Origin of the sequence: Collinsella aerofaciens (assembly GCF_040926265.1) — a bacterium.
Classification (GTDB): Bacteria; Actinomycetota; Coriobacteriia; order Coriobacteriales; family Coriobacteriaceae; genus Collinsella; species Collinsella aerofaciens_BB.
The window spans coordinates 48222-66811 of the sequence record NZ_JBCOIL010000013.1; the positions used below are offsets into that span (position 1 = coordinate 48222).

Below are 18590 nucleotides of genomic sequence, written 5' to 3' on the forward strand. Positions count from 1 at the left end.
CAGTCTTTTTGGGACGGGGAGACTTACTTGTCATGAAGGGCAGTGCCGAGGAAGTCGACGTCAAAAGGCACGGCTTCGGCAAAGGCATAGTCGCCGTCGCTGGCGATGAGCAGGTAGTTCTCCTCGCCGCCGAACTCTGTATCGCCACATGGGACCACCCAGGCGCGGGCGAATACCTCGAGTGCCGTGGCGACGCAATCGCGCAGGAACGTCACGTCGCTCCCCCTGTTCGCACTCACGATATTGGCAACATAGATGCCCCCGGGGTTCAGGCTACCTCGCACCAAACGCAACGCCTCAACCGTCGCCAGCTCGCGTACGGGCTCGGCACCGCCAAAGCAATCGCTCACGACCACGTCGTAGCGACGATGGCCCACGCTCGTCACACCCAGATACGAGCGAGCCTCAGCGGTAATCACCCGCAGGTGATCGCCCACCGCGCGCTCCAGCTCGTCCAGGTAGAACCAGCGGCGCGCCAGGCGCGTAATCTCGGCATCGTACTCAATGACGTCCATGCGCAAGCTCTCGTGCGACATCAGCGCGAACTTGGGATAGGCAAACCCACCGCCGCCCAGCATAAGCATACGGTCGATGCCGTGACCATAAGCGTCGCGCATCGCATCCTCGGACTCAAACACGTCGTCAAACGCACGATAGTACGCAAAGACGGGCTCCGCCCAACGCTCGCCAATGTAGCTTGCGCTTTGGTAGACGCCGCCTTGCACCAACACGCGAATCTCATCGCCGCCCTCATCGTGCACGCGTTTCACACGTGCCAACCCATTGCGGGTTCGCGCAACCTGCAGACAGGCAGCACGAACAGCGACAGCGGCCGCACCAAGCGCCGCGGCTCCCAGAGCAACGCCGGCAACGACACCAGCAGAAACACTCGGCTTGTTCATCTAGAGCTCCTTTTGCAGATAAAGGCCATGGTCATAAAATCCAAGATGGCGATAGTACTCGCGTGTGCCAATCGCGCTAATCACGTTGATGCGCGCATAGCCCGCGTCCCGGGCGATCTCGCATGCATGCTCTACGAGCAAACGCCCCAATCCATGGTGCTGGGCCGCCTGGCCTTGATCCCCCACGCGCGCCGCCATGCCATACACGTGCACCTCGCGAATCATCGCCTCGTCCGGCGTCGTCGGTAACTCGTCCGCATGCGCGGCAACAAAAGTACGATCGGGCAGCGACAGGCGCAAAAAGCCCACGATCTTACCCTGCGGCGTCACCCACTGCAAAAAGCGCTCGTGCGTCACCGGCGTCTCGTACGCCACCTCCTCGTCAAGGGTCAGCTCATCCAGGTCGGCACCCGCCGTGCTGATCTCGCGATAGCGGATCTCGCGCACTGTCGCGCCTTCCCCACGAGCCGCCAGGCGGTTCTCAACGAGCTGACGCAGGTTGGGCTTCTTGTTGCCCACCATGATGTCGTCGGAGCTAAAGTCGCGGATCATGCGACTGATACGGCAGAACGCCGGCGTCACCACGATGTCGTCGGCCAGCACATCGAGCAGCTCATCCTCGGTATAGGGGCGCCACTCGCCACGCTCATAGCAGCCCACCAGACGCGAGCCCTCGATGAGCGCACACGGGTAGACCTTGACCTCGTCGGGCATAAAGGCCCCTTCGGTCATAAAGCGCTCGTAGTCGCGCTTGTCCCCCTCGGGTGTGGCGCCCAGCAAGTTGAGCATAAAATGAGCGTGGATCTTAAAGCCAAACAGGCGCGCGAGCGAAAACGCCCGCTCGATCTGCGCCACCGAAATGCGGCGCTCGTTGATATCGAGCAAATGTTGGTCGAGACTCTGAATACCCATCTGGATCTTGGTGCAGCCCAGGCGGCGGATGAGCGTGAGGGCCTGCGGCGTTACGGCATCGGGGCGCGTCTCGATAACGAGTCCCACCACGCGATGCTTCGCCGTCTCGTTGATTCGTTGCTGCCGCTCGAGCTCTTCCATCGTTGCTGTCTGCCACACGGCGACCTCGCCCCACGGCGTACCGGGGCCGTACAGACGACGCACTGCGCGGTTATAGCCGCCCACGGCAGCATCCACACGCCCCTGCTCGTCGGCAACGCCGGCAGCAAGCTCGACCTCGTCTGTCGCAATGCCGGCGGCCCGATAGCGCTCGCGGCGCTCCGCCACCACCGGCGGCAGCGCATCGGCGGGCGCGTCATCGAGCAGGCGCTCTGCCTCGGCACGGCTGATGCCCGGACGCGCCAACATGGGGTTTGCCGCCACGCTCGCCACCGCATCATCATTGAGCGCCCGGAAGAGCTCCGACATAAACCATGCCTGATAGCCTTCCGGATAGTCGCTCCAAGTACCGCCAAGAACGATAAGCTCGATCTTGTCGGTTGCATGCCCCATTTGCGAAAGCGCGGTCAAACGAGCACTCACCTGCAAATACGGATCAAAGCAATTTTGCTCCGCACGGGCACACGCCGGCTCGGCATGCAGATAGCTTTTAGGCATGCGCAGATCGTTGGGGCAAAACAGGCAATCGCCCGAGCACGGCCAGGGCTTGGTGATGACGGTAATGGTCGCCACGCCCGAGGCCGTGCGACGAGGCTTCATACGCAGCACCTGCAACAGTCGACGTTCCAGCTCGGCATCGACATTCCACCCAGCCCAACGAGCCGGCTCCTCACGTTTTACCCGCTGGTAGAACGGCAGCAGACGGCGCTTGGCCAAATCGCGTTTGTCAGCACCCTCACGGCGCGCCTCGGCATGTATCAGTTTGACGAGCGCTTTGTCATCCACGGTCTCGCCGCGACGCAGAGCCTCGAGTATGTTCAAGATAATCTGTTCCATGCCCCCATTGTAAAGGCAAAGGCGCCGGAGCCGATCTCGGCTTCGGCGCCTTCATCAAACAGCGCAGCTATGGTATATAAGTCTTCGATAACCGCCCGTCACTCTGAATCAAATGACATGTCGCCCGAACCGACCTCAAAACGATACGTAGCAGACTTATCGCCGTTATCGAATTCAAGATTCAAAATGGTCTCGCCGTCGTAGCCAAGCGGAAGGAAATCGCTCTCGAAGTCGCCGCTGCCCAGGGTAAGGCTCGCCTTAAAGCCCGTCGAGTTCGGAACCATCATCTCCACATCGCCCGAGCCCACACTCACGTCCATCGACTTCGCGGGGGCCTGGTAGAGCTCGAACGTCACATCGCCCGAACCGACCTCAGCACTGAGCGCATCAGTCACGCTGCCCGCAAACTCTACATCTCCCGCACCCAGGAAAAGGTCGAAACCATCACAGGTGACACCGGCAATCTGCAGATCACCCGAGCCCACGTGCGCGTTGACTCCCTTCAGATGTTCGGCAACACGGCGCGGCAGCTCGACCGTAACTGAGCGATCGATTGCCTTACCGTCATCACTTCCAAACTGGGAAACCTTGAGCGTCGAGTCCTCGACGGATGCGATGTTCTGCGTCGCGGCCTTGGAGGCATCCATACCATTGGCAACGCGTCCCCGCTCGATAACGCGAGCCTTGTTACCATCAATAACCTTGACGTCCACCGTAGCCGCATCGATATCGAAATCGAGGTAGCGAAACTCATCGGCATCAAAGGTCGTACACGAAAGCTGCTGAGGCCGAGCGGAATAGTTACCGCCATCGTTCATAAAATCGTCGTCATCAACCACATCGTCCATACCGGACAAGCCGGGTATAACATCGTCGAGATCCCACGGGCCATCAAAATGAATCAAAGTCCGCGAAACGCCAAAAACAAGCCCGATAATCAGTACAAACGCTCCGATGCCGACGCCCAGGCGCAGCTTGGATTCATGCGAAAGCTTCATCATTCGTCACCTTCTTTGGCACATGGCTCAGCGGTGGCCGCGGTAGCCACGTCAGCATCAGGTTCCGCAGAAGTATCCTTCCCCTGGGCCCTGACCGCCACCGGTGCCGGACCAACCTGAATATCCCCGCGCGCCCAATCGCCATCGAGTGCACGCGCCACCCAGTGATAGATGGGAATCGTGAAGAAGATCAGCGCAGCAAAGGGGCCGGCACCAAACAGGAACATCAGTAAAAAGAACAGCAGCCAGCACACGGCCCAATACGGGAATGACTGGAACGGACCCTTCACCGGAGTCGGACCAGCCGCACCGGTACCCGTCACCTGAGCCGTCGCCGCATTGGCAGCCTGCGCACTCCAGCTTGCCGCCTGCGCCGCCTTGGCTGCCGCGTCACTTGCCTGCGTTGCCGCCTCGGTGGCGCGCGCCGCCGCCTCATGGGTGCGGGCGCGCTCTGCCGCCTCGGCCTCGCGCTGACGAGCGCGGTCCTCGTTCTCAAACTCGATATCGTCCTCAATCTCATCGCTCGGATTGAGCAGCTCGTCCAGACTCACACCATAGAGCTTGGCGAGCGAGATCAGGTTCTCGGTATCGGGCGAGCTCTCCGCACGCTCCCATTTACTAACCGCCTGGCGCGACAGCCCCAGCTTTCGCGCCAGCCCTTCTTGGCTAAAGCCCTTGCTGCGGCGAAGGTCGGCGAGCCGCTGCGCAGTTTCTACATTCATGGTTCCTCCTATGTGATGCCAGCCGTGCCGCCGGACCGTTTTTGTTCTTAAGGCGCCTTGCACAGTTAAAAATCTATCCGCCACCGCCAAAAGCATGCCACCTATTCTAGTGAGATTTTTGACAACTGGCGGTTGCGGGCACATATGAGCTGCGGAAATGTGTCCAAACAAAGCAATGAGCCGCAGCTCGGTTGTCCCCGTTGCGACGTTAACGGTAGTATGGTCATACTGTTTATTCCGCACCGCCAACGGAGGGAGTTCCGCGCCGTGAACCGCGATTTCGCCTCATCGCTCATCCAGCTCAACAACACGTTCTATCGCGAGCACTCCGCCTCCTTTTCCGATACGCGCCAGGCCCCGTGGCCCGGCTGGGTGCGCACCATGGACATCGCGCTCGAACAGCTCGACGTCGCCACGATCGAGCATCCCGTCCGCGTCTTCGATCTCGCCTGCGGCAATATGCGATTCGAAAACTTTGCCGCCGGCGGCGCACTTGCCGCCAAGGGCGTCGACGGCGCAAACCCCTCGGCAGATGCCAGCTGCCCGTTTGAGTTCTATGGCGTCGACTCGTGTCAAGACCTGGCCATCGATGCACATGGCCACGCGCTGCGCATTCCCAACCTGCACTTCCAGGAACTCGACGTGCTCGACGCCCTCATGAAGCTCAACCCCGCCGAAACACCCGACGTGCTTTTCGACGCCCCGCTCGCCGATATCTCGGTCTGCTTTGGCTTTATGCACCACGTGCCGTCGTGCGAGTACCGCGTACGCGTGCTCGACGCCCTGGTGCGGCAAACGCGCCCGGGCGGCATCATCGCCATCAGCTTTTGGGAGTTTATGAATGACGAGCGCATGGCGCGCAAAGCCGTTCGCGCCGAAGCCCGCGCCGAGCTCACCCCGCCGTTTGAGGGTTACGATTCCGCCCAGTTTGAAGCCGGCGACCACCTCATTGGCTGGCAAAACGACCGCCACGCCTACCGCTATTGCCATCACTTTGACGATCAGCAGATCACCGACCTGGTGCGCGGCGTCCGTACGTTCTACAAGAGCGGCGAGGTTCCCGTGCGCGAGCTTGAGCGCTTCCATGCCGACGGTCGCAGCGGCGAGCTCAACCGCTATGTGATTCTCAAGCGCCTGTAGGCATCGACGACTCGCCGCCGAGCCGCACCGCATCTTCCGGGCAAACTATGCCCGCCCTTTTTCAATCCATTGACGGAACGTGCAGCTATGCGTTCCATACTTATGACCAAGGAGCCTCATGGGAGCCATCCACGTTCGCACGCCTAAGAACTTTGTGCTCGAGGAGCGCCTGGAACGCTACGCCGATGCGATTGAGACAAACCCCGAGGCTTATGCCGGAGATTGGCGCAAGGCCTGTGCGCCCGCAGGCAGCAAGCCCTTTGAACACCTTCACCTGGATCTTGGCTGTGGCAAGGGAACGTACCTTGTAGAGCGCGCGGTCCACGAGCCAAACACCCTCTTTATCGGTATGGACCAGGAACCCATCTGCATCGCCTATGCCGCACAGAAAATCTGCGAGCAGGAACTGACCAACGCACTCGTCCTGCCCCGAGGCGCCGCATCGCTGCCGCAGCTGTTTGCCGCAGGCGAGCTCGATGTCATCACCATTAACTTTCCCACGCCGCAGCCCAAGGCCAAGTACGCCAAAAAACGACTCGTCCATGTCGACCATCTGATGCTCTACCGCCCGCTCTTTGCAGCCGGCGCCACCGTCACGCTGCGCACCGACAGCAAGCCATTGCGCGACTACGCCCTAGGACAGTTTACCGCGGCCGGCTACGACACGCTTTGGGTAAGCGACAACGTCCGCCGCGACCATCCCGAGCATCCCGAGACCGAATATGAATGCCGCACGCGCGAGATGGGCGCCGCCGTCTATGGCATTTGCGCTACGCCCGGCGCGGAACCCATCGAAGAGCAGCTCGCGGCGGGCCGCGCGCAGGAGCAAAGCCTTGCCTGCTACCTGCCCGAAAACCTCGATGAGCTCACCTACGTGCCTCTCGGCATGGAAGAGGCCGTCGAGAACTTCAGAAACCGTGCCCGCAAGGGCAAGAAGCGCCTGCCGCAAGAGTCCTAGGGGCTTCTGATGGTCGCGGCGTCAGCAAATAAGCGCGAATAGGCGCCAGCAAACAACCCTCAAACCTAAGTGAGTAGACTTTTTTGCAATAGCCAAGCACAACCCGCATAACGAAAACTAAAACCGCAGATAGAACCCTTGTGCAAAATCCATGTGCTCGCGACATCGCAAAAAGTCTACTCACTTAGCTGGCAACTGCACCAAACGGCCGGGCAGAACGCCCATTTCCTGCATTTTCTTGCCTGCAAACGCATCGATGCGCCGCTACGCCATAATAGTTGGCGGACAATCGCGAGAGAAAGCAACCACATGGCACAGACCACGACAGATACCGCCGCCAGCACCGTCTCCGGCGCCGGCGCCGCCAGCTCATTCTCGGGCGGCACGGGAACCGAAGCCGAGTTTGGCTCGCTCGGCGCGCTCTCCCCCACCTGGTGGGAGCCCGAGGACGGCAGCGAGCCCGAACCGTGGCTCACGCCCGATCAAGCCTTCGAACGCTTCTTTGAATGGACGAGCGATCGCGGCATTGAACTGTGGGATCACCAAGAAGAGGCCCTCATGGACCTGGCTGCCGGCGATCACGTCATTTTAGGCACACCGACCGGATCGGGTAAATCGCTCGTCGCGCTGGGCATGCTCTTTATGGGCATGGCGCAGGGCAAGCGCTGCTACTACACGGCTCCCATCAAGGCTCTGGTCAGCGAGAAGTTTTTCGACCTTGTGCAGGTGCTCGGCCGCGATAACGTAGGCATGATTACCGGCGACACGCATATCAACACCAAGGCACCCGTCATCTGCTGCACGGCAGAGATCCTTGCCAACGACGCACTGCGCGAGAGCGAAGATGCCGACGTGGGCTGCGTGGCCATGGACGAGTTCCACTACTTTGCCGACCCCGACCGCGGTTGGGCTTGGCAGGTGCCGCTGCTCACCCTGCCCCACACGCAATTCATGCTCATGAGCGCCACGCTCGGCGATGTCACTGCCATCGCCGCCTCACTCGAGGAACACACCGGTGCTACCTGCGACTTGGTCGTCGATGCCCCGCGCCCCGTGCCGCTGAGCTACGACTACGTGACGACCTCCCTCGAGGGCACGGTCGAGCTCGCCATGCGCCGCGGCGAGGCCCCGCTCTATATCGTGCACTTTAGCCAGGATGCCGCCCTTGCAACGGCACAGTCGCTCGCCAATTTTGGCATCGCCAGCAAGGAGCAGCGCGAGGCCATCAAAGAAGCGGCAAAGGGGACGAGCTTCTCCACGGCCTTTGGTAAGATTCTCAAACGCCTGCTTGGATGCGGCGTCGGCGTGCACCATGCCGGCATGTTGCCGCGCTATCGCCTGCTGGTGGAGCGCCTGGCGCAGCAGGGCCTGCTGCCCGTCATCTGCGGCACCGATACGCTCGGCGTCGGCATCAACGTACCCATCCACACCGTGGTACTCACCGCGCTCACCAAGTTCGACGGCTACAAGATGCGTCGCCTGCGCGCCCGCGAGTTCCATCAGATTGCCGGTCGCGCCGGCCGCTCGGGCTTCGATACCGAGGGCATGGTCATCGCCGAGGCCCCGGAGCACGAGATCGAGAACGCCAAACTCATGGCCAAGGCGGGCGACGACCCCAAGAAGCTCCGCAAGATTAAAAAGAAGAAGGCCCCCGAGGGCTTTGTCACCTGGAACAAGCAGACCTTTGAGCGCCTGATCGAGACGCAGCCCGAGACGCTCAAGCCGCGCCTTCGCATCACGCACTCCATGGTGATTAGCGTGGTCGAGCAGGGCGGCGATGCCCGAGCCCGCGTACACGACCTCATCGAGACGAGCTTGCAGACCCCCGAGGAAAAGGCCAAGCTCGAGGTTCGCGCCGACGAAATCTTCGCCACGCTCATCGATTCCGGCGTCGTCGTTCGCACCGAGGTGCCGCCCGCGCCCGACGCCCCGACTGACGCCGCGCCAGACATCGACTATGCACTGACGGTCGATCTGCCCGAGGACTTTGCGCTCGACCAGCCGCTCTCGCCGTTTTTGCTTGCCGCACTGGAGCTGCTCGACCCCGAGAGTGAGACCTATACCATGGATCTGATCTCGATGGTCGAGGCAACGCTCGAGGACCCCAAGCAGGTATTGCGCGCGCAGGAGCGCGCCGCGCGCGACCGCGCGATGGCCGAAATGAAGGCTGACGGCGTCGAATATGAGGAACGCCTGGAGCGCATCCAGGATGTCACCTACGAAAAGCCGCTCGAGGACTTGCTCGATGCCGCCTTCGACAAGTACTGCCAAGAAGTACCTTGGGCCAACGACTACCAGCTCTCGCCCAAGAGCGTCCTGCGCGACATGCTGGAGAGCGCGAGCGACTTTAAGGGCTATATCCAAAAGCTCGGCATCGCCCGCTCCGAGGGCATTTTGCTGCGTTACCTGGCAGAGGCCTACCGTTCACTCGACCGCACCGTGCCCATCGAGAAGCGCGACGAGCGCCTGCGCGACATTATCTCGTGGCTGGGCTTTGTGGTGCGCTCGGTGGACTCGAGCCTGGTGGATGAGTGGGAGAACGCCGGCAACCCGGCAGCCCTCGATGCTGCGCCGCCGCAGGGCATCGACGAGGTCGTGGCGGACCGTCGCGGCTGCACGCTATTGGTGCGCAACGCGCTCTTCCGCCGCGTGACCCTTGCCGCCCGCGAGCACGTTCGCGACCTGGGCGAGCTCGACGACGACTGGGGCATGAGCGAGATCCGCTGGCAAAAAGCACTCGACGCTTACCACGAGCAGCACGAGGAAATCCTCACCGACGGAGATGCCCGCAGCGCCGCGATGTTTTCCATTGACGAGTCCGAGGAGAAGACCGCGCACGTATGGCACGTGCACCAGATCTTTGCCGACGAGGATGGCGACCACGATTTTGGCATCATGGGCGATGTCGATCTGGACGCCACGCAAGACGGCGGCGAGGTCATCTTCAAAAACTACCGCGTCGGCTTTATCGAGGACCTGCTCGAGGACTAGCCGAACATACTGGAACGAAACGAAGCGGGGCCGCTGGCAATATAGCCAGCGGCCCCGCTTTTGCGCTATACGCTATGCCTTACTCGGCACCCTCGACCTCATACGAATCCGCCTCGGCTGGCTCATCGTTTGTCTCTGTCGCAGCCCCGCGCGCCTCGTCAAACGCGGCCTTCATGGTCTTGTTGCCCCACGTGAGCTTGCGAATGGTAAGATCGTCCGCCTTCTTGTTGGCTAGGCGCAGATTGTTCTCGGAGGACAGCAACGCCTCCTTGGTTTTCTGCAGGTGGCTAATCGTCTTATCGATCTCATCGATCGCCGTTTGGAACTTGCGGCTCGCGATCTCGTAGTTGCGGCCGAAATCATTCTTGAACTTCTCCATCTTGGCTTCGAAGTTCGTGACGTCGATATTCTGCTGTTTGTATTCCGCCAGCTCCTGCTTATAGCGCAGCGAACCCATGGCGGCGTTGCGAAGAAGCGTAATCATAGGAATGAAAAACTGCGGGCGAATCACGTACATCTTCTCGTAGCGATAGCTCACGTCGACTATCCCTGCGTTATAGAGCTCGCTCTCGGGCTCGAGCAGCGTGCAGAGCACCGCGTACTCACAGCCTTTCTGGCGACGATCGTGATCGAGTTTCTTAAAGAAGTCCTCGTTTTTATGCTTGGTCGCGGTCTCGTCGTTCTCGTTTTTCATCTCGAACATAATCGAAATGACCTCATTGCCGCTCGCGTCGCACTCGCGGAAGATAAAGTCGCCCTTGGTACCCTCGGACGCATCGTTATCTTTCTCGAAGTACGCGTTGGGAAACGCCGTCATGCGCAGACGGTTGAACTCGGTCTCGCAGTGCTGCTCGAGCGACTCGCCCACCATCTTGGTGGACAGGCGGACCTTCATGTCCTTAAGGCGCTCAATCTCTTCATCCTTGTAGCGAATCAACTCGTCGCTCGCGCGCTTGGCCTGCGCGAGCTCGAGCTCGTGTGCCGCCTTAGCCTGTTCCTCGCGAGAATCGCGCACCGCCAGCTCGCTCGTCAGTTTGGCACGTGCCTCGTCACGCTCACGCTCCGCCGCGGCGACCGCCTCAGACAGGTTCATTTTTGCCGTAAGCTCTTGCTCGCGCAGTTGGGCACGAAGGCCCTCGGCCTCCTGCTCAGACTGAGCCTTTGCGGCGGAAAACTTCTCTTGCACCTTCGCGCGATAGTCAGTAAGCGCGCGCTCGGCCTCGCTGCGAGCGGCATCGAGCTCACGCTGCGACTCTGCCGCGGCAGCGGCAAGCGCCATCTCCTGGGCCTTGTCCGCCGCGGCGAGCCTGGCCTGCAGCTCGGCAATCTGAGCGTCGCGGGCGGACAGGTCGTTTTGAGCGGCATTGCGCACCGCCGCCTCGGCGAGTTTGGCTTCGTCATCCTTGCGCCCCAGCTGCGCACGCAGGTTGTCGATCTCGCGCTGCAGCTCGGCATTCTCCTTTTGAGCATCGGCGCGGGCCTCAACCGCCGCACGCTGACTTGCGCTCTCGCGCTCTGCGGCAGCGCCCTCGAGCTTGGCGCGCAGCTTAGCAAGCTCGGCATCGCGCTTGGCAACCTCTTGTGCCAACTCCTGCGCCGCAGCGTTCTTCTGCTCGACAAGCTGAGCATTGCGCTGAGACTCCGCCTCCTGCAGGGCAGACGCCGAACGCGAACGCTCAAGCTCCAGCGCCTGCTCGCCCTCGCGCTGGACTGCCTTCACACGCTCATCCAGGTCGCGCGAGAACTCGTCATCGCGCACTTGCTTGACGATATCCGCATAGCCGGACGCGTCGACCTTAAAAACTTCGCCACAATGCGGGCACTTGATCTCGTTCATAGCAGCTCCTCGATGGACGCAAATTTCAACCGCCTACACTCTACCGCGCCGCACGGACAAAAAAGGCGCCGCCGCCATAATGGCAACGGCGCCAGAGCCACCACAAAGGTGCCTGTCCCCTTTGTGGTGGCCCTGGCGCCCTATAACCCAAAGAAGCTAAGAATCTGATCACGGCTTACGGGCTTGTACTCGTTGGCATCGAGACCGACATCGTAGCGAAAGATAGGGCGCTCACGATCGCGGTTGCGTGCGTTGGCGCGGTCACCCCTGCTGTGGATATGCCCATGCAGCATAATGGCGCCACGTGCCTTGCCGTTCCAGCTGAGCATGGGGTAGTGGCTCATAACCAGACGGTGGCCCTTGGCATAGCCGGGAGCAATCTCCAGGTAATCGCGCACGTCTTCCCAAATCTGCGGTACGTCGGAATCTTCCCAGTCGCCGTCATGGTTACCGCGGATGAGCGTCACGTTCTGGCATTCGATACGCTCGCGCAGGCGCACCGCCTCCACCAGGGGCAAACGATAGGTAAAGTCACCCAGAATATAGAGGCGGTCGTCCGCAGCCACGCACTCATTGATGGCATCGATGACCTTGCGGTTCATCTCCTCGACCGAGCCAAACGGCCGGTCCATGTCGTGCAAGATATTCGTATCGCCCAGGTGCAAGTCGGCGGTAAACCACATCATCGTCTGTGTCCTCATTTCGCAACGTGTTCAACTCGTGCTAAGTATACAGACGCAGCGATGCGGCGGTTATCCAAAGAGCCCGCCGAACAGTCCGCGGCGGCGTTTGTCTTGCTTTTTCGAAGCGTCACTCTGAGTTTTCTTGTCCTGCCGTTTCTTACGATCCTGCTCCAACTCATCGTCGTCGAGTAGCAGATCCCACTCAAACGGATCGTCTGTCAGATCGAACTGGTCGTCGTCATCAAACATGGCCGCCTCCATTGCCGACTAGCGGGCATCCACCACATAGAGGCCAACGCGCACCTGGTGCCACGGGCTGCGCTCGGGGGCAACCTGTTGCACGCGGGCCTCAAATACGTCCTCGTGGCCGTAATACATCATCAAGGACAGCGGGCCGACCTCGTTTCCCGGAACGTAGCCAAGTTTGGTCTTGCCATAGTAGATCGCAACTGCCTCGGGGTCATGGGGATTATCGCGCTCGGCACACAGCGTCAGCTTATCGCCCGCTTTAAGATCGCCCAGGACCAAGGCGCCATCGGCATACTGAAATCCTGCAATGTGAAATGACAGAAGAACACGTGAAGGCTCGTACATAGCAGCTCCTCTAACGGCCGGATAAACCGGTGTGTAACCTTATTGAGAAGTCTACGGTCCCGTGCGGACACAAATACATCCTGTCTGCGTCCTTCAATCGTTTGCCTCAACGCTTGCGCGACAGAACGCTTGCAGATAAGATAGGAACACGGATGGCACCCGTTGCCGCGGGTCTTGCCAACTCCGATACACGTTTTCATCGTGAGAAGTGGCCGTCTTCGCTTACGCGGGGGCGGCTATTTCATTCGGCCGATAAACAGACCGAGTTCGATAGCCGCAATCAACAACGCCAATAACGAAATAACATCGCTTACGTTCATACCAAATCCCTTCTAAAGGGAGTTGGCCCATCCGTGCTCCATAACAGTAGTCTAACGCAAAATGCAGGTAATAGGAACACTTGTTCGTATTACCTGCGCCCTTTTCTAATGCACAAACATGCGCACGAACTTGTGCTTCCAGCTTGCGTAGGGCGCATACCGAAACGGCACGTCCAGCCAAGTTGCCTTGTTCACGATGCTCTTCTTGTGGCTAAACGTATCGAAGCTCTCGCGTCCATGGTACTGCCCCATACCGCTCGCGCCCATGCCGCCAAAGCCCATATGGCTCGTAGCCAAGTGCATGATCGTGTCGTTGACACAGCCGCCGCCAAAGGGCACGTAGCGCACAAAGCGTTGCTGAACCGAACGGTCCTGGCTAAAGATATACAGGGCCAGCGGCGTCGGACGATCCGTAATAAACGTCTCGGCCTCGTCTAGGCTCTCAAACGTCAGCACCGGCAAGATGGGACCGAAGATCTCCTCCTGCATCACGGCGTCATCGGGGGTCACGCCGTCTAGGATCGTCGGCTCAATCTTGAGCGACGACTCGCGCGCCGTGCCTCCCAGCACGACCTTATCGGGATCGATCAGCCCGCGCACGCGCGCAAAATGCTTGGCGTTGACGATATGCCCGTAGTCCTCGTTATCGAGCGGATGCTCGCCAAACATACGGCGGGCCTCTTCCCTGATGAGGTCCAGCAGCTCGTCGTGCACGCGCGCATCGACCAGCAGGTAGTCGGGCGCCACGCAGGTCTGCCCCACGTTGAGCCATTTACCAAAGGCGATACGCCGCGCCGCAACCTTCAAGTTTGCCGTCGCATCCACGATGCAGGGGCTCTTGCCGCCCAGCTCAAGCGTCACGGGCGTGAGGTTTTTACTCGCGCGCTCCATGACGAGCTTGCCGACCGGAACGCTACCGGTAAAGAAGATCTTGTCCCAACACTCATCGAGCAACGCTTCGTTCTCGGCGCGCCCGCCCTCGACAACCGTCACCAGGCGCGGATCAAATGCCTCTTCACAGATTTGCTTGAGCACCGCGCTCGATGCCGGAGCATAGGCACTCGGCTTGATGACCACGGTATTGCCCGCGGCAAGGGCGCCGGCGAGCGGCTCGAGTGTTAGCAAAAACGGGTAGTTCCACGGAGCCATGATGAGCGTGACGCCATAGGGCACGGCTTGCGTTTTGCACGCGCTCACGGCGTTGGCAAGGTCACACGGACGCAGGCGCGGACGACTCCATCGAGCCACGTGAGCGATCTGATGACGAATCTCGGAAAGCGACGTGCCGATCTCGCACATATATGCCTCGTCATGCGACTTTCCCAAATCGGTCTTGAGTGCATGGGCAATATCGGCCTCGTGCGCCCGTACCGCATCGCGTAAACTCACGAGCGCGCGACGTCGGGCATCAACATCAAACGTAGCGTGCGTTTTAAAGTAAGTGCGCTGATCGCCGACGATGCGCGCAATTTCCTCGGTGTTCATGGCACCCTCCTAGTTCTCGTCCTCAAACATACCACCCGCGACGACCTCGTACATACGCTCGAGCTCCAAGCGGTCCATCAAAAGCGGAACGGGGTATAGCGGATTGGCCTCGGCATCGGCATGCGCCGCCATTTCGGGAATGTCGGAGCGGCGAATGCCCGAGACATATTTGGGGATTCCCAGGATCTCGTTCATGCGGTCGACCCAATCGAAAAAGGCCTCGGCCGCAAGACTATCCTGCGCGGTAGCCGGCGCAATGCCCGCCATGCGAGCAAGATCGGCAAGCTTGGGGGCGGCGGCGTCACCATAAGCGCGAAGCATGTGCGGCAGGATGATCGCGTTGGCCAAACCGTGCGGAATTCCGTATCGGCCGCCCAGACTGTGCGCGATGGCATGCACATATCCGACATAGGAGCGGGTAAACGCAACGCCCGCCTTATACGCCGCCGAAAGCATATTGCGACGAGCGCGCATGTCGTCACCATGCTCATAGGCCTCGAGCAAATTGTCGTGGATAAGCTGCACCGCCTGTCGCGCCATCTTGCGCGTATAGGGCGTGGTGCTTCGCCCGATAAAGGCCTCAACGGCATGCGTCAGGGCGTCCATGCCCGTCTGCCCCGTAATGGAAGCGGGCAAGCCGCACGTAAACTCGGGGTCGTGGACTGCAAAACGCGGGATGAGCACAAAGTCGTTAATGGGGTATTTGTAGTGCGTCCCGTCATCGGTAATTACCGCCGCAAGCGTGACTTCGCTTCCCGTACCGGCGGTAGTGGGAACGGCGATGAGCAGCGGCAGGCGACGATGAATCCGCAGCAGGCCGCGCATCTTGTTGATGGGCTTGTTTGGCTGCGCAATGCGTGCGCCCACGCCCTTGGCACAGTCCATGGCCGAGCCACCGCCAAAGCCGATAATGGCCTGGCAGGCGCTCTCTCGATACAGGGACGCCGCTTCTTCCACGTTTGAAACCGTGGGGTTTGCACGCGTTTCGGCATAGACCGTAACGGCAATCCCCCTGCATGCGAGCGCCGTCTCGAGCGGTGCCGTGAGCCCCAGACGGGCAATGCCGGGATCCGTCACGATAAGGACCTTCTGGATCGAGCGCTTTTGAAGCACCGCGGGCACATCCTCGGCATGCTCTAAAATGCGCGGCTCGGTATAGGGCAGGATCGGCAATGCAATGCGAAAAACCGTCTGATATGTTCGGCACCAGGCACGACGGGCTAGATGCATAAAGGAAACTCCTTCATTTGTTGATAGGTCAACATTTGCTCGCCCGATTGTACTCAGCGGCGGTCAAAGACGGCCTGCCAATCGTTAATCAATCAACATCTTCATATCTCAAAATTGTTTTATTAAAAATCATTCCTAATAGGCTTCACATTTGGTTGCATTTATGGATAATAGAACTCGTCAAGACGCACGTCCGGAGAGGGCCCTTACGGGACCGGACGAGCGCGCAATCGCCATCGATCGAAAGGATCGAATCATGAAGTTTGTTTGCCCCGTTTGCGGTTATGTGGAAGAGTTCGACGGCGACCAGCTGCCCGAGGACTTCAAGTGCCCCCAGTGCGGCGTTCCCGGTTCTCGCTTCCTGAAGCAGGAGGAGGGTCAGCTCGAGTGGGCTGCCGAGCACGTCGTGGGCGTCGCCAAGATGGAGGGCGTCTCCGAAGACATCGTTGCCGACCTGCGCGCCAACTATGAGGGCGAGTGCTCCGAGGTCGGTATGTACCTGGCCATGGCTCGCGTCGCTCATCGCGAGGGCTATCCCGAGATCGGCCTGTACTGGGAGAAGGCTGCCCACGAGGAGGCCGAGCACGCTGCCAAGTTCGCTGAGCTTCTGGGCGAGGTCGTGACCGACTCCACCAAGAAGAACCTCGAGATGCGCGTTGAGGCCGAGAATGGCGCCACCGCCGGCAAGACCGATCTTGCCAAGCGCGCCAAGGCCGCTGGCCTCGATGCCATCCACGATACCGTGCACGAGATGGCTCGCGACGAGGCTCGCCACGGCAAGGCTTTCGCCGGCCTGCTCAAGCGCTACTTCGGCTAAGCCAGCAACCTGAGACATAACCTCTAGCTCGATGAGGCCCGGACCGCATGGTTCGGGCCTTTTTCGTGCCTCACAAACTTGTTAACTACCTGAAATAGGACCGCCTTCGGCATAGGTTTCTCGTCAAAAACTAAGTGAGTAGACTTTTTGGAACTTGCCGAGCAGACCATCCGTATTGCTTTATAAAGTCGCAGGTAAATGACTTGTTTCAAAACGGCCTGGTCGCCAAAGTGCCAAAAGTCTACTCACTTAGAACCGCAGCCGTCCACGATCGAGCTGTTTTGTGTCTAACGGGCATCTTTCCGTCAATTACTCCCAATTTTGTCCAGTCAACGAATAGTTCAGACCGAAGTAATGTCTCAGCCCTTTGCTCATCCGAGCTTTTATCACGATATTCAGCATCGAACATCCTGCATACGGCCTTAACGATCGCGCGGAATCTATCCTCATCCGATATCTGTCTGTGTGTCAGGAGAAGTACATCGTAGCCCATGGCCTGAAGGGCCGTCATGCGATCAGCGTCACGCAAGCCATCCCCTGCGCGTCCGTGCGAGGCCTTTCCCTGACATTCAATGGCCACCTGTCGCCTACCGTCCGGTGAAGAAAGAAGTAGGTCGATATATACACGGGACTTTCCCACAATCGCTCGAGCACTTGTGTTTAGCATCACTTCAACATTAAGTTCTATGCCGCAAAAACCTTCGCCTCCCAGGGATCGCGGCAGTCCAAGCAACAAATACGCCTCGACTTCAAAAGGCGACGCGGCACCCAATGGAACGAGTTGCGATACCGCCATAAATCTATTGCCGTAACGCATCCCGCAAACATCTGAACAAAAAAGGTCAAGGTCTCTGCCTAAAACCAAAGCGTCTCGACGCCATAAATTTGAGGCGGTGCCGTCCTCGGACGGGCAGCGCACCCAACCGAACGTTGTCGAAATCGCGCCCGAATCAATTGCACGCGAAAGCTCCGCCTCAAGTGCCGCCGGCAGAGCGCACACCGCAAACAAGCCACACATCTCCGCCAATACCAAAAGAAGCTGGAGATCCGTCAGGTGCCGCGACATGATGAATGCCGTCAGTAGAGGAGACGTAATCAAAAACCCATGCTCCGTTTCCAGCACGGATTCCCTGGGAAGCTCACCAAGAAACAGCCGCTGCCTAATGCTGGCTGGACAAGTCCGTTTGTTTCTCGTCCGAACCAATGTATACAACGGAAAACCGAGTGCGACCGCAGCCGTCGGGTTGCGGGCGAGATCATATCGCTGCCGGTCTTCTTCCGGTCGTGGAAGCGGCGGACACAAAGCGCGGACTTGAGGAGGCAAACGCCAGTACCTAAAAGCCGATATGTCACAAAGTAGATCCTTCATAGGCACAGGAGAACACGAATTTCAACCCAGTCAGTCACGCATTGGCGCGAACGCACCAAAAATGGCGCCGAACGGACTGCCAAGTTTTCAACAGCCCTCCCCAACTGGCCAAAAGCTTGTCGAGAGCTGGACGAAGCCCTGTTGAAAACCCCATTTTTTTCTCATGCAGAAGCTTTACGCGGCAAGTGAGTAGACTTTTTTGAACATTCCGAGCAGGCCGGTCTTCCTGCTTTTCAAAACCGACGCTCCTATAAGTTGTCAAGAGGCAGTTTGCGGGAGAGCTCCCTTCAATTCGCACAGGAGCTCGTAATACCTCCTCTCCAGTTTCGTCGACCGCCGTTTCCCCCGCTCCAAGTGCCCGAGTGTGGCTGCGGACAGGCCGAGCTCCGCGGCGGCCTGCTTCTGAGTCACCCGCATCGCCTTGCGCATCTTCGCGAGCTCGGGGCCCTCCGGCGCGGCGCCGTCGGGGTTCGGGTCCATGAGCACGCGGTACACCTCCCGCGCTATGTAGCGCTTCAGGCAGCGGATCGCCTCCCTCCGGGACTTCCCCTCGGAGGTTCGCCTCGCCACGTACCTCCTCGTCCTCTCGTCGTACGCCATGCGCTTGATCGCGATCTCGTAGAGCGCCCAGTTCGC

The 18590-nt window shown here is 59.8% G+C and carries 16 protein-coding genes; 4 read left to right on the forward strand and 12 right to left on the reverse strand.

The genetic code is table 11. The features are described from left to right. Nucleotides 1–23: 23 nt before the first annotated feature. The 4 genes from AB5767_RS05385 to AB5767_RS05400 form a co-directional block, all read right to left on the reverse strand. Entirely contained in the window at nt 24–902 is an 879-nt protein-coding gene (locus AB5767_RS05385; RefSeq protein WP_368132302.1) for a spermidine synthase, read from the reverse strand. Next, nucleotides 903–2810, reverse strand: coding sequence for an elongator complex protein 3 (locus AB5767_RS05390; protein ID WP_368132301.1), 1908 nt, complete (start codon nt 2808–2810; stop codon nt 903–905). Nucleotides 2811–2908: 98 nt separating this feature from the next. Continuing rightward, nucleotides 2909–3808, reverse strand: a complete 900-nt coding sequence (locus AB5767_RS05395; RefSeq protein WP_195919582.1) for a DUF4097 family beta strand repeat-containing protein — start codon at nt 3806–3808, stop codon at nt 2909–2911. Further along, on the reverse strand, nt 3808–4530 hold the full coding sequence (locus tag AB5767_RS05400; RefSeq protein WP_195919581.1) for a helix-turn-helix domain-containing protein: 723 nt from the start codon (nt 4528–4530) through the stop codon (nt 3808–3810). Before AB5767_RS05400 ends, AB5767_RS05395 begins: the two co-directional genes overlap by 1 nt. 267 nt (nt 4531–4797) lie before the next feature. Between AB5767_RS05400 and AB5767_RS05405 the strand changes: the two genes are divergently transcribed. From AB5767_RS05405 to AB5767_RS05415, 3 genes are all read left to right on the forward strand, one after another. Further along, entirely contained in the window at nt 4798–5670 is an 873-nt protein-coding gene (locus tag AB5767_RS05405) for a class I SAM-dependent methyltransferase (RefSeq protein ID WP_022094355.1), read from the forward strand. A gap of 118 nt (nt 5671–5788) precedes the next feature. Further along, entirely contained in the window at nt 5789–6628 is an 840-nt protein-coding gene (trmB, locus tag AB5767_RS05410; RefSeq protein ID WP_368132300.1) for a tRNA (guanine(46)-N(7))-methyltransferase TrmB, read from the forward strand. A 309-nt stretch (nt 6629–6937) separates the two neighbouring features. Continuing rightward, entirely contained in the window at nt 6938–9619 is a 2682-nt protein-coding gene (locus AB5767_RS05415) for a DEAD/DEAH box helicase (RefSeq protein ID WP_368132299.1), read from the forward strand. A 79-nt stretch (nt 9620–9698) separates the two neighbouring features. Here the strand turns inward: AB5767_RS05415 and AB5767_RS05420 are convergent, their stop codons facing one another. From AB5767_RS05420 to AB5767_RS05445, 6 genes are all read right to left on the reverse strand, one after another. After that, on the reverse strand, nt 9699–11456 hold the full coding sequence (locus AB5767_RS05420) for a DUF2130 domain-containing protein (protein WP_368132298.1): 1758 nt from the start codon (nt 11454–11456) through the stop codon (nt 9699–9701). Between the two features lie 140 nt (nt 11457–11596). Continuing rightward, the gene (locus AB5767_RS05425) at nt 11597–12142 is read right to left on the reverse strand and encodes a metallophosphoesterase (protein ID WP_368132297.1); all 546 of its coding nucleotides are present in this window, start codon (nt 12140–12142) and stop codon (nt 11597–11599) included. Nucleotides 12143–12208: 66 nt separating this feature from the next. After that, on the reverse strand, nt 12209–12388 hold the full coding sequence (locus AB5767_RS05430; protein WP_195544263.1) for a hypothetical protein: 180 nt from the start codon (nt 12386–12388) through the stop codon (nt 12209–12211). An 18-nt stretch (nt 12389–12406) separates the two neighbouring features. Then, a complete protein-coding gene (locus AB5767_RS05435; protein WP_035137041.1) occupies nt 12407–12733 on the reverse strand; it encodes an HIRAN domain-containing protein in 327 nt (108 codons plus the stop codon). 425 nt (nt 12734–13158) lie between these two features. Beyond that, the gene (locus tag AB5767_RS05440; RefSeq protein WP_138111901.1) at nt 13159–14538 is read right to left on the reverse strand and encodes an aldehyde dehydrogenase; all 1380 of its coding nucleotides are present in this window, start codon (nt 14536–14538) and stop codon (nt 13159–13161) included. A gap of 9 nt (nt 14539–14547) precedes the next feature. Continuing rightward, nucleotides 14548–15768 carry an iron-containing alcohol dehydrogenase gene (locus AB5767_RS05445; protein ID WP_368132295.1) on the reverse strand — a complete coding sequence of 407 codons (1221 nt, stop codon included), beginning with the start codon at nt 15766–15768 and terminating at the stop codon, nt 14548–14550. 256 nt (nt 15769–16024) lie between these two features. On the opposite strand from AB5767_RS05445, the gene AB5767_RS05450 reads away from it, so the two are divergent. Next, a complete protein-coding gene (locus AB5767_RS05450) occupies nt 16025–16585 on the forward strand; it encodes a ferritin family protein (protein ID WP_229042238.1) in 561 nt (186 codons plus the stop codon). Nucleotides 16586–16826: 241 nt separating this feature from the next. Here AB5767_RS05450 and AB5767_RS05455 read toward each other — a convergent pair whose 3' ends face one another. Both AB5767_RS05455 and AB5767_RS05460 read right to left on the reverse strand, forming a co-directional pair. After that, nucleotides 16827–17708: a putative endonuclease domain-containing protein gene (locus tag AB5767_RS05455; protein WP_368132294.1), complete on the reverse strand. Its 882-nt coding sequence runs from the start codon at nt 17706–17708 to the stop codon at nt 16827–16829. Between the two features lie 504 nt (nt 17709–18212). Further along, a partial coding sequence (locus tag AB5767_RS05460; RefSeq protein ID WP_368132789.1) for a helix-turn-helix domain-containing protein occupies nt 18213–18590 on the reverse strand: 378 nt, incomplete at its 5' end.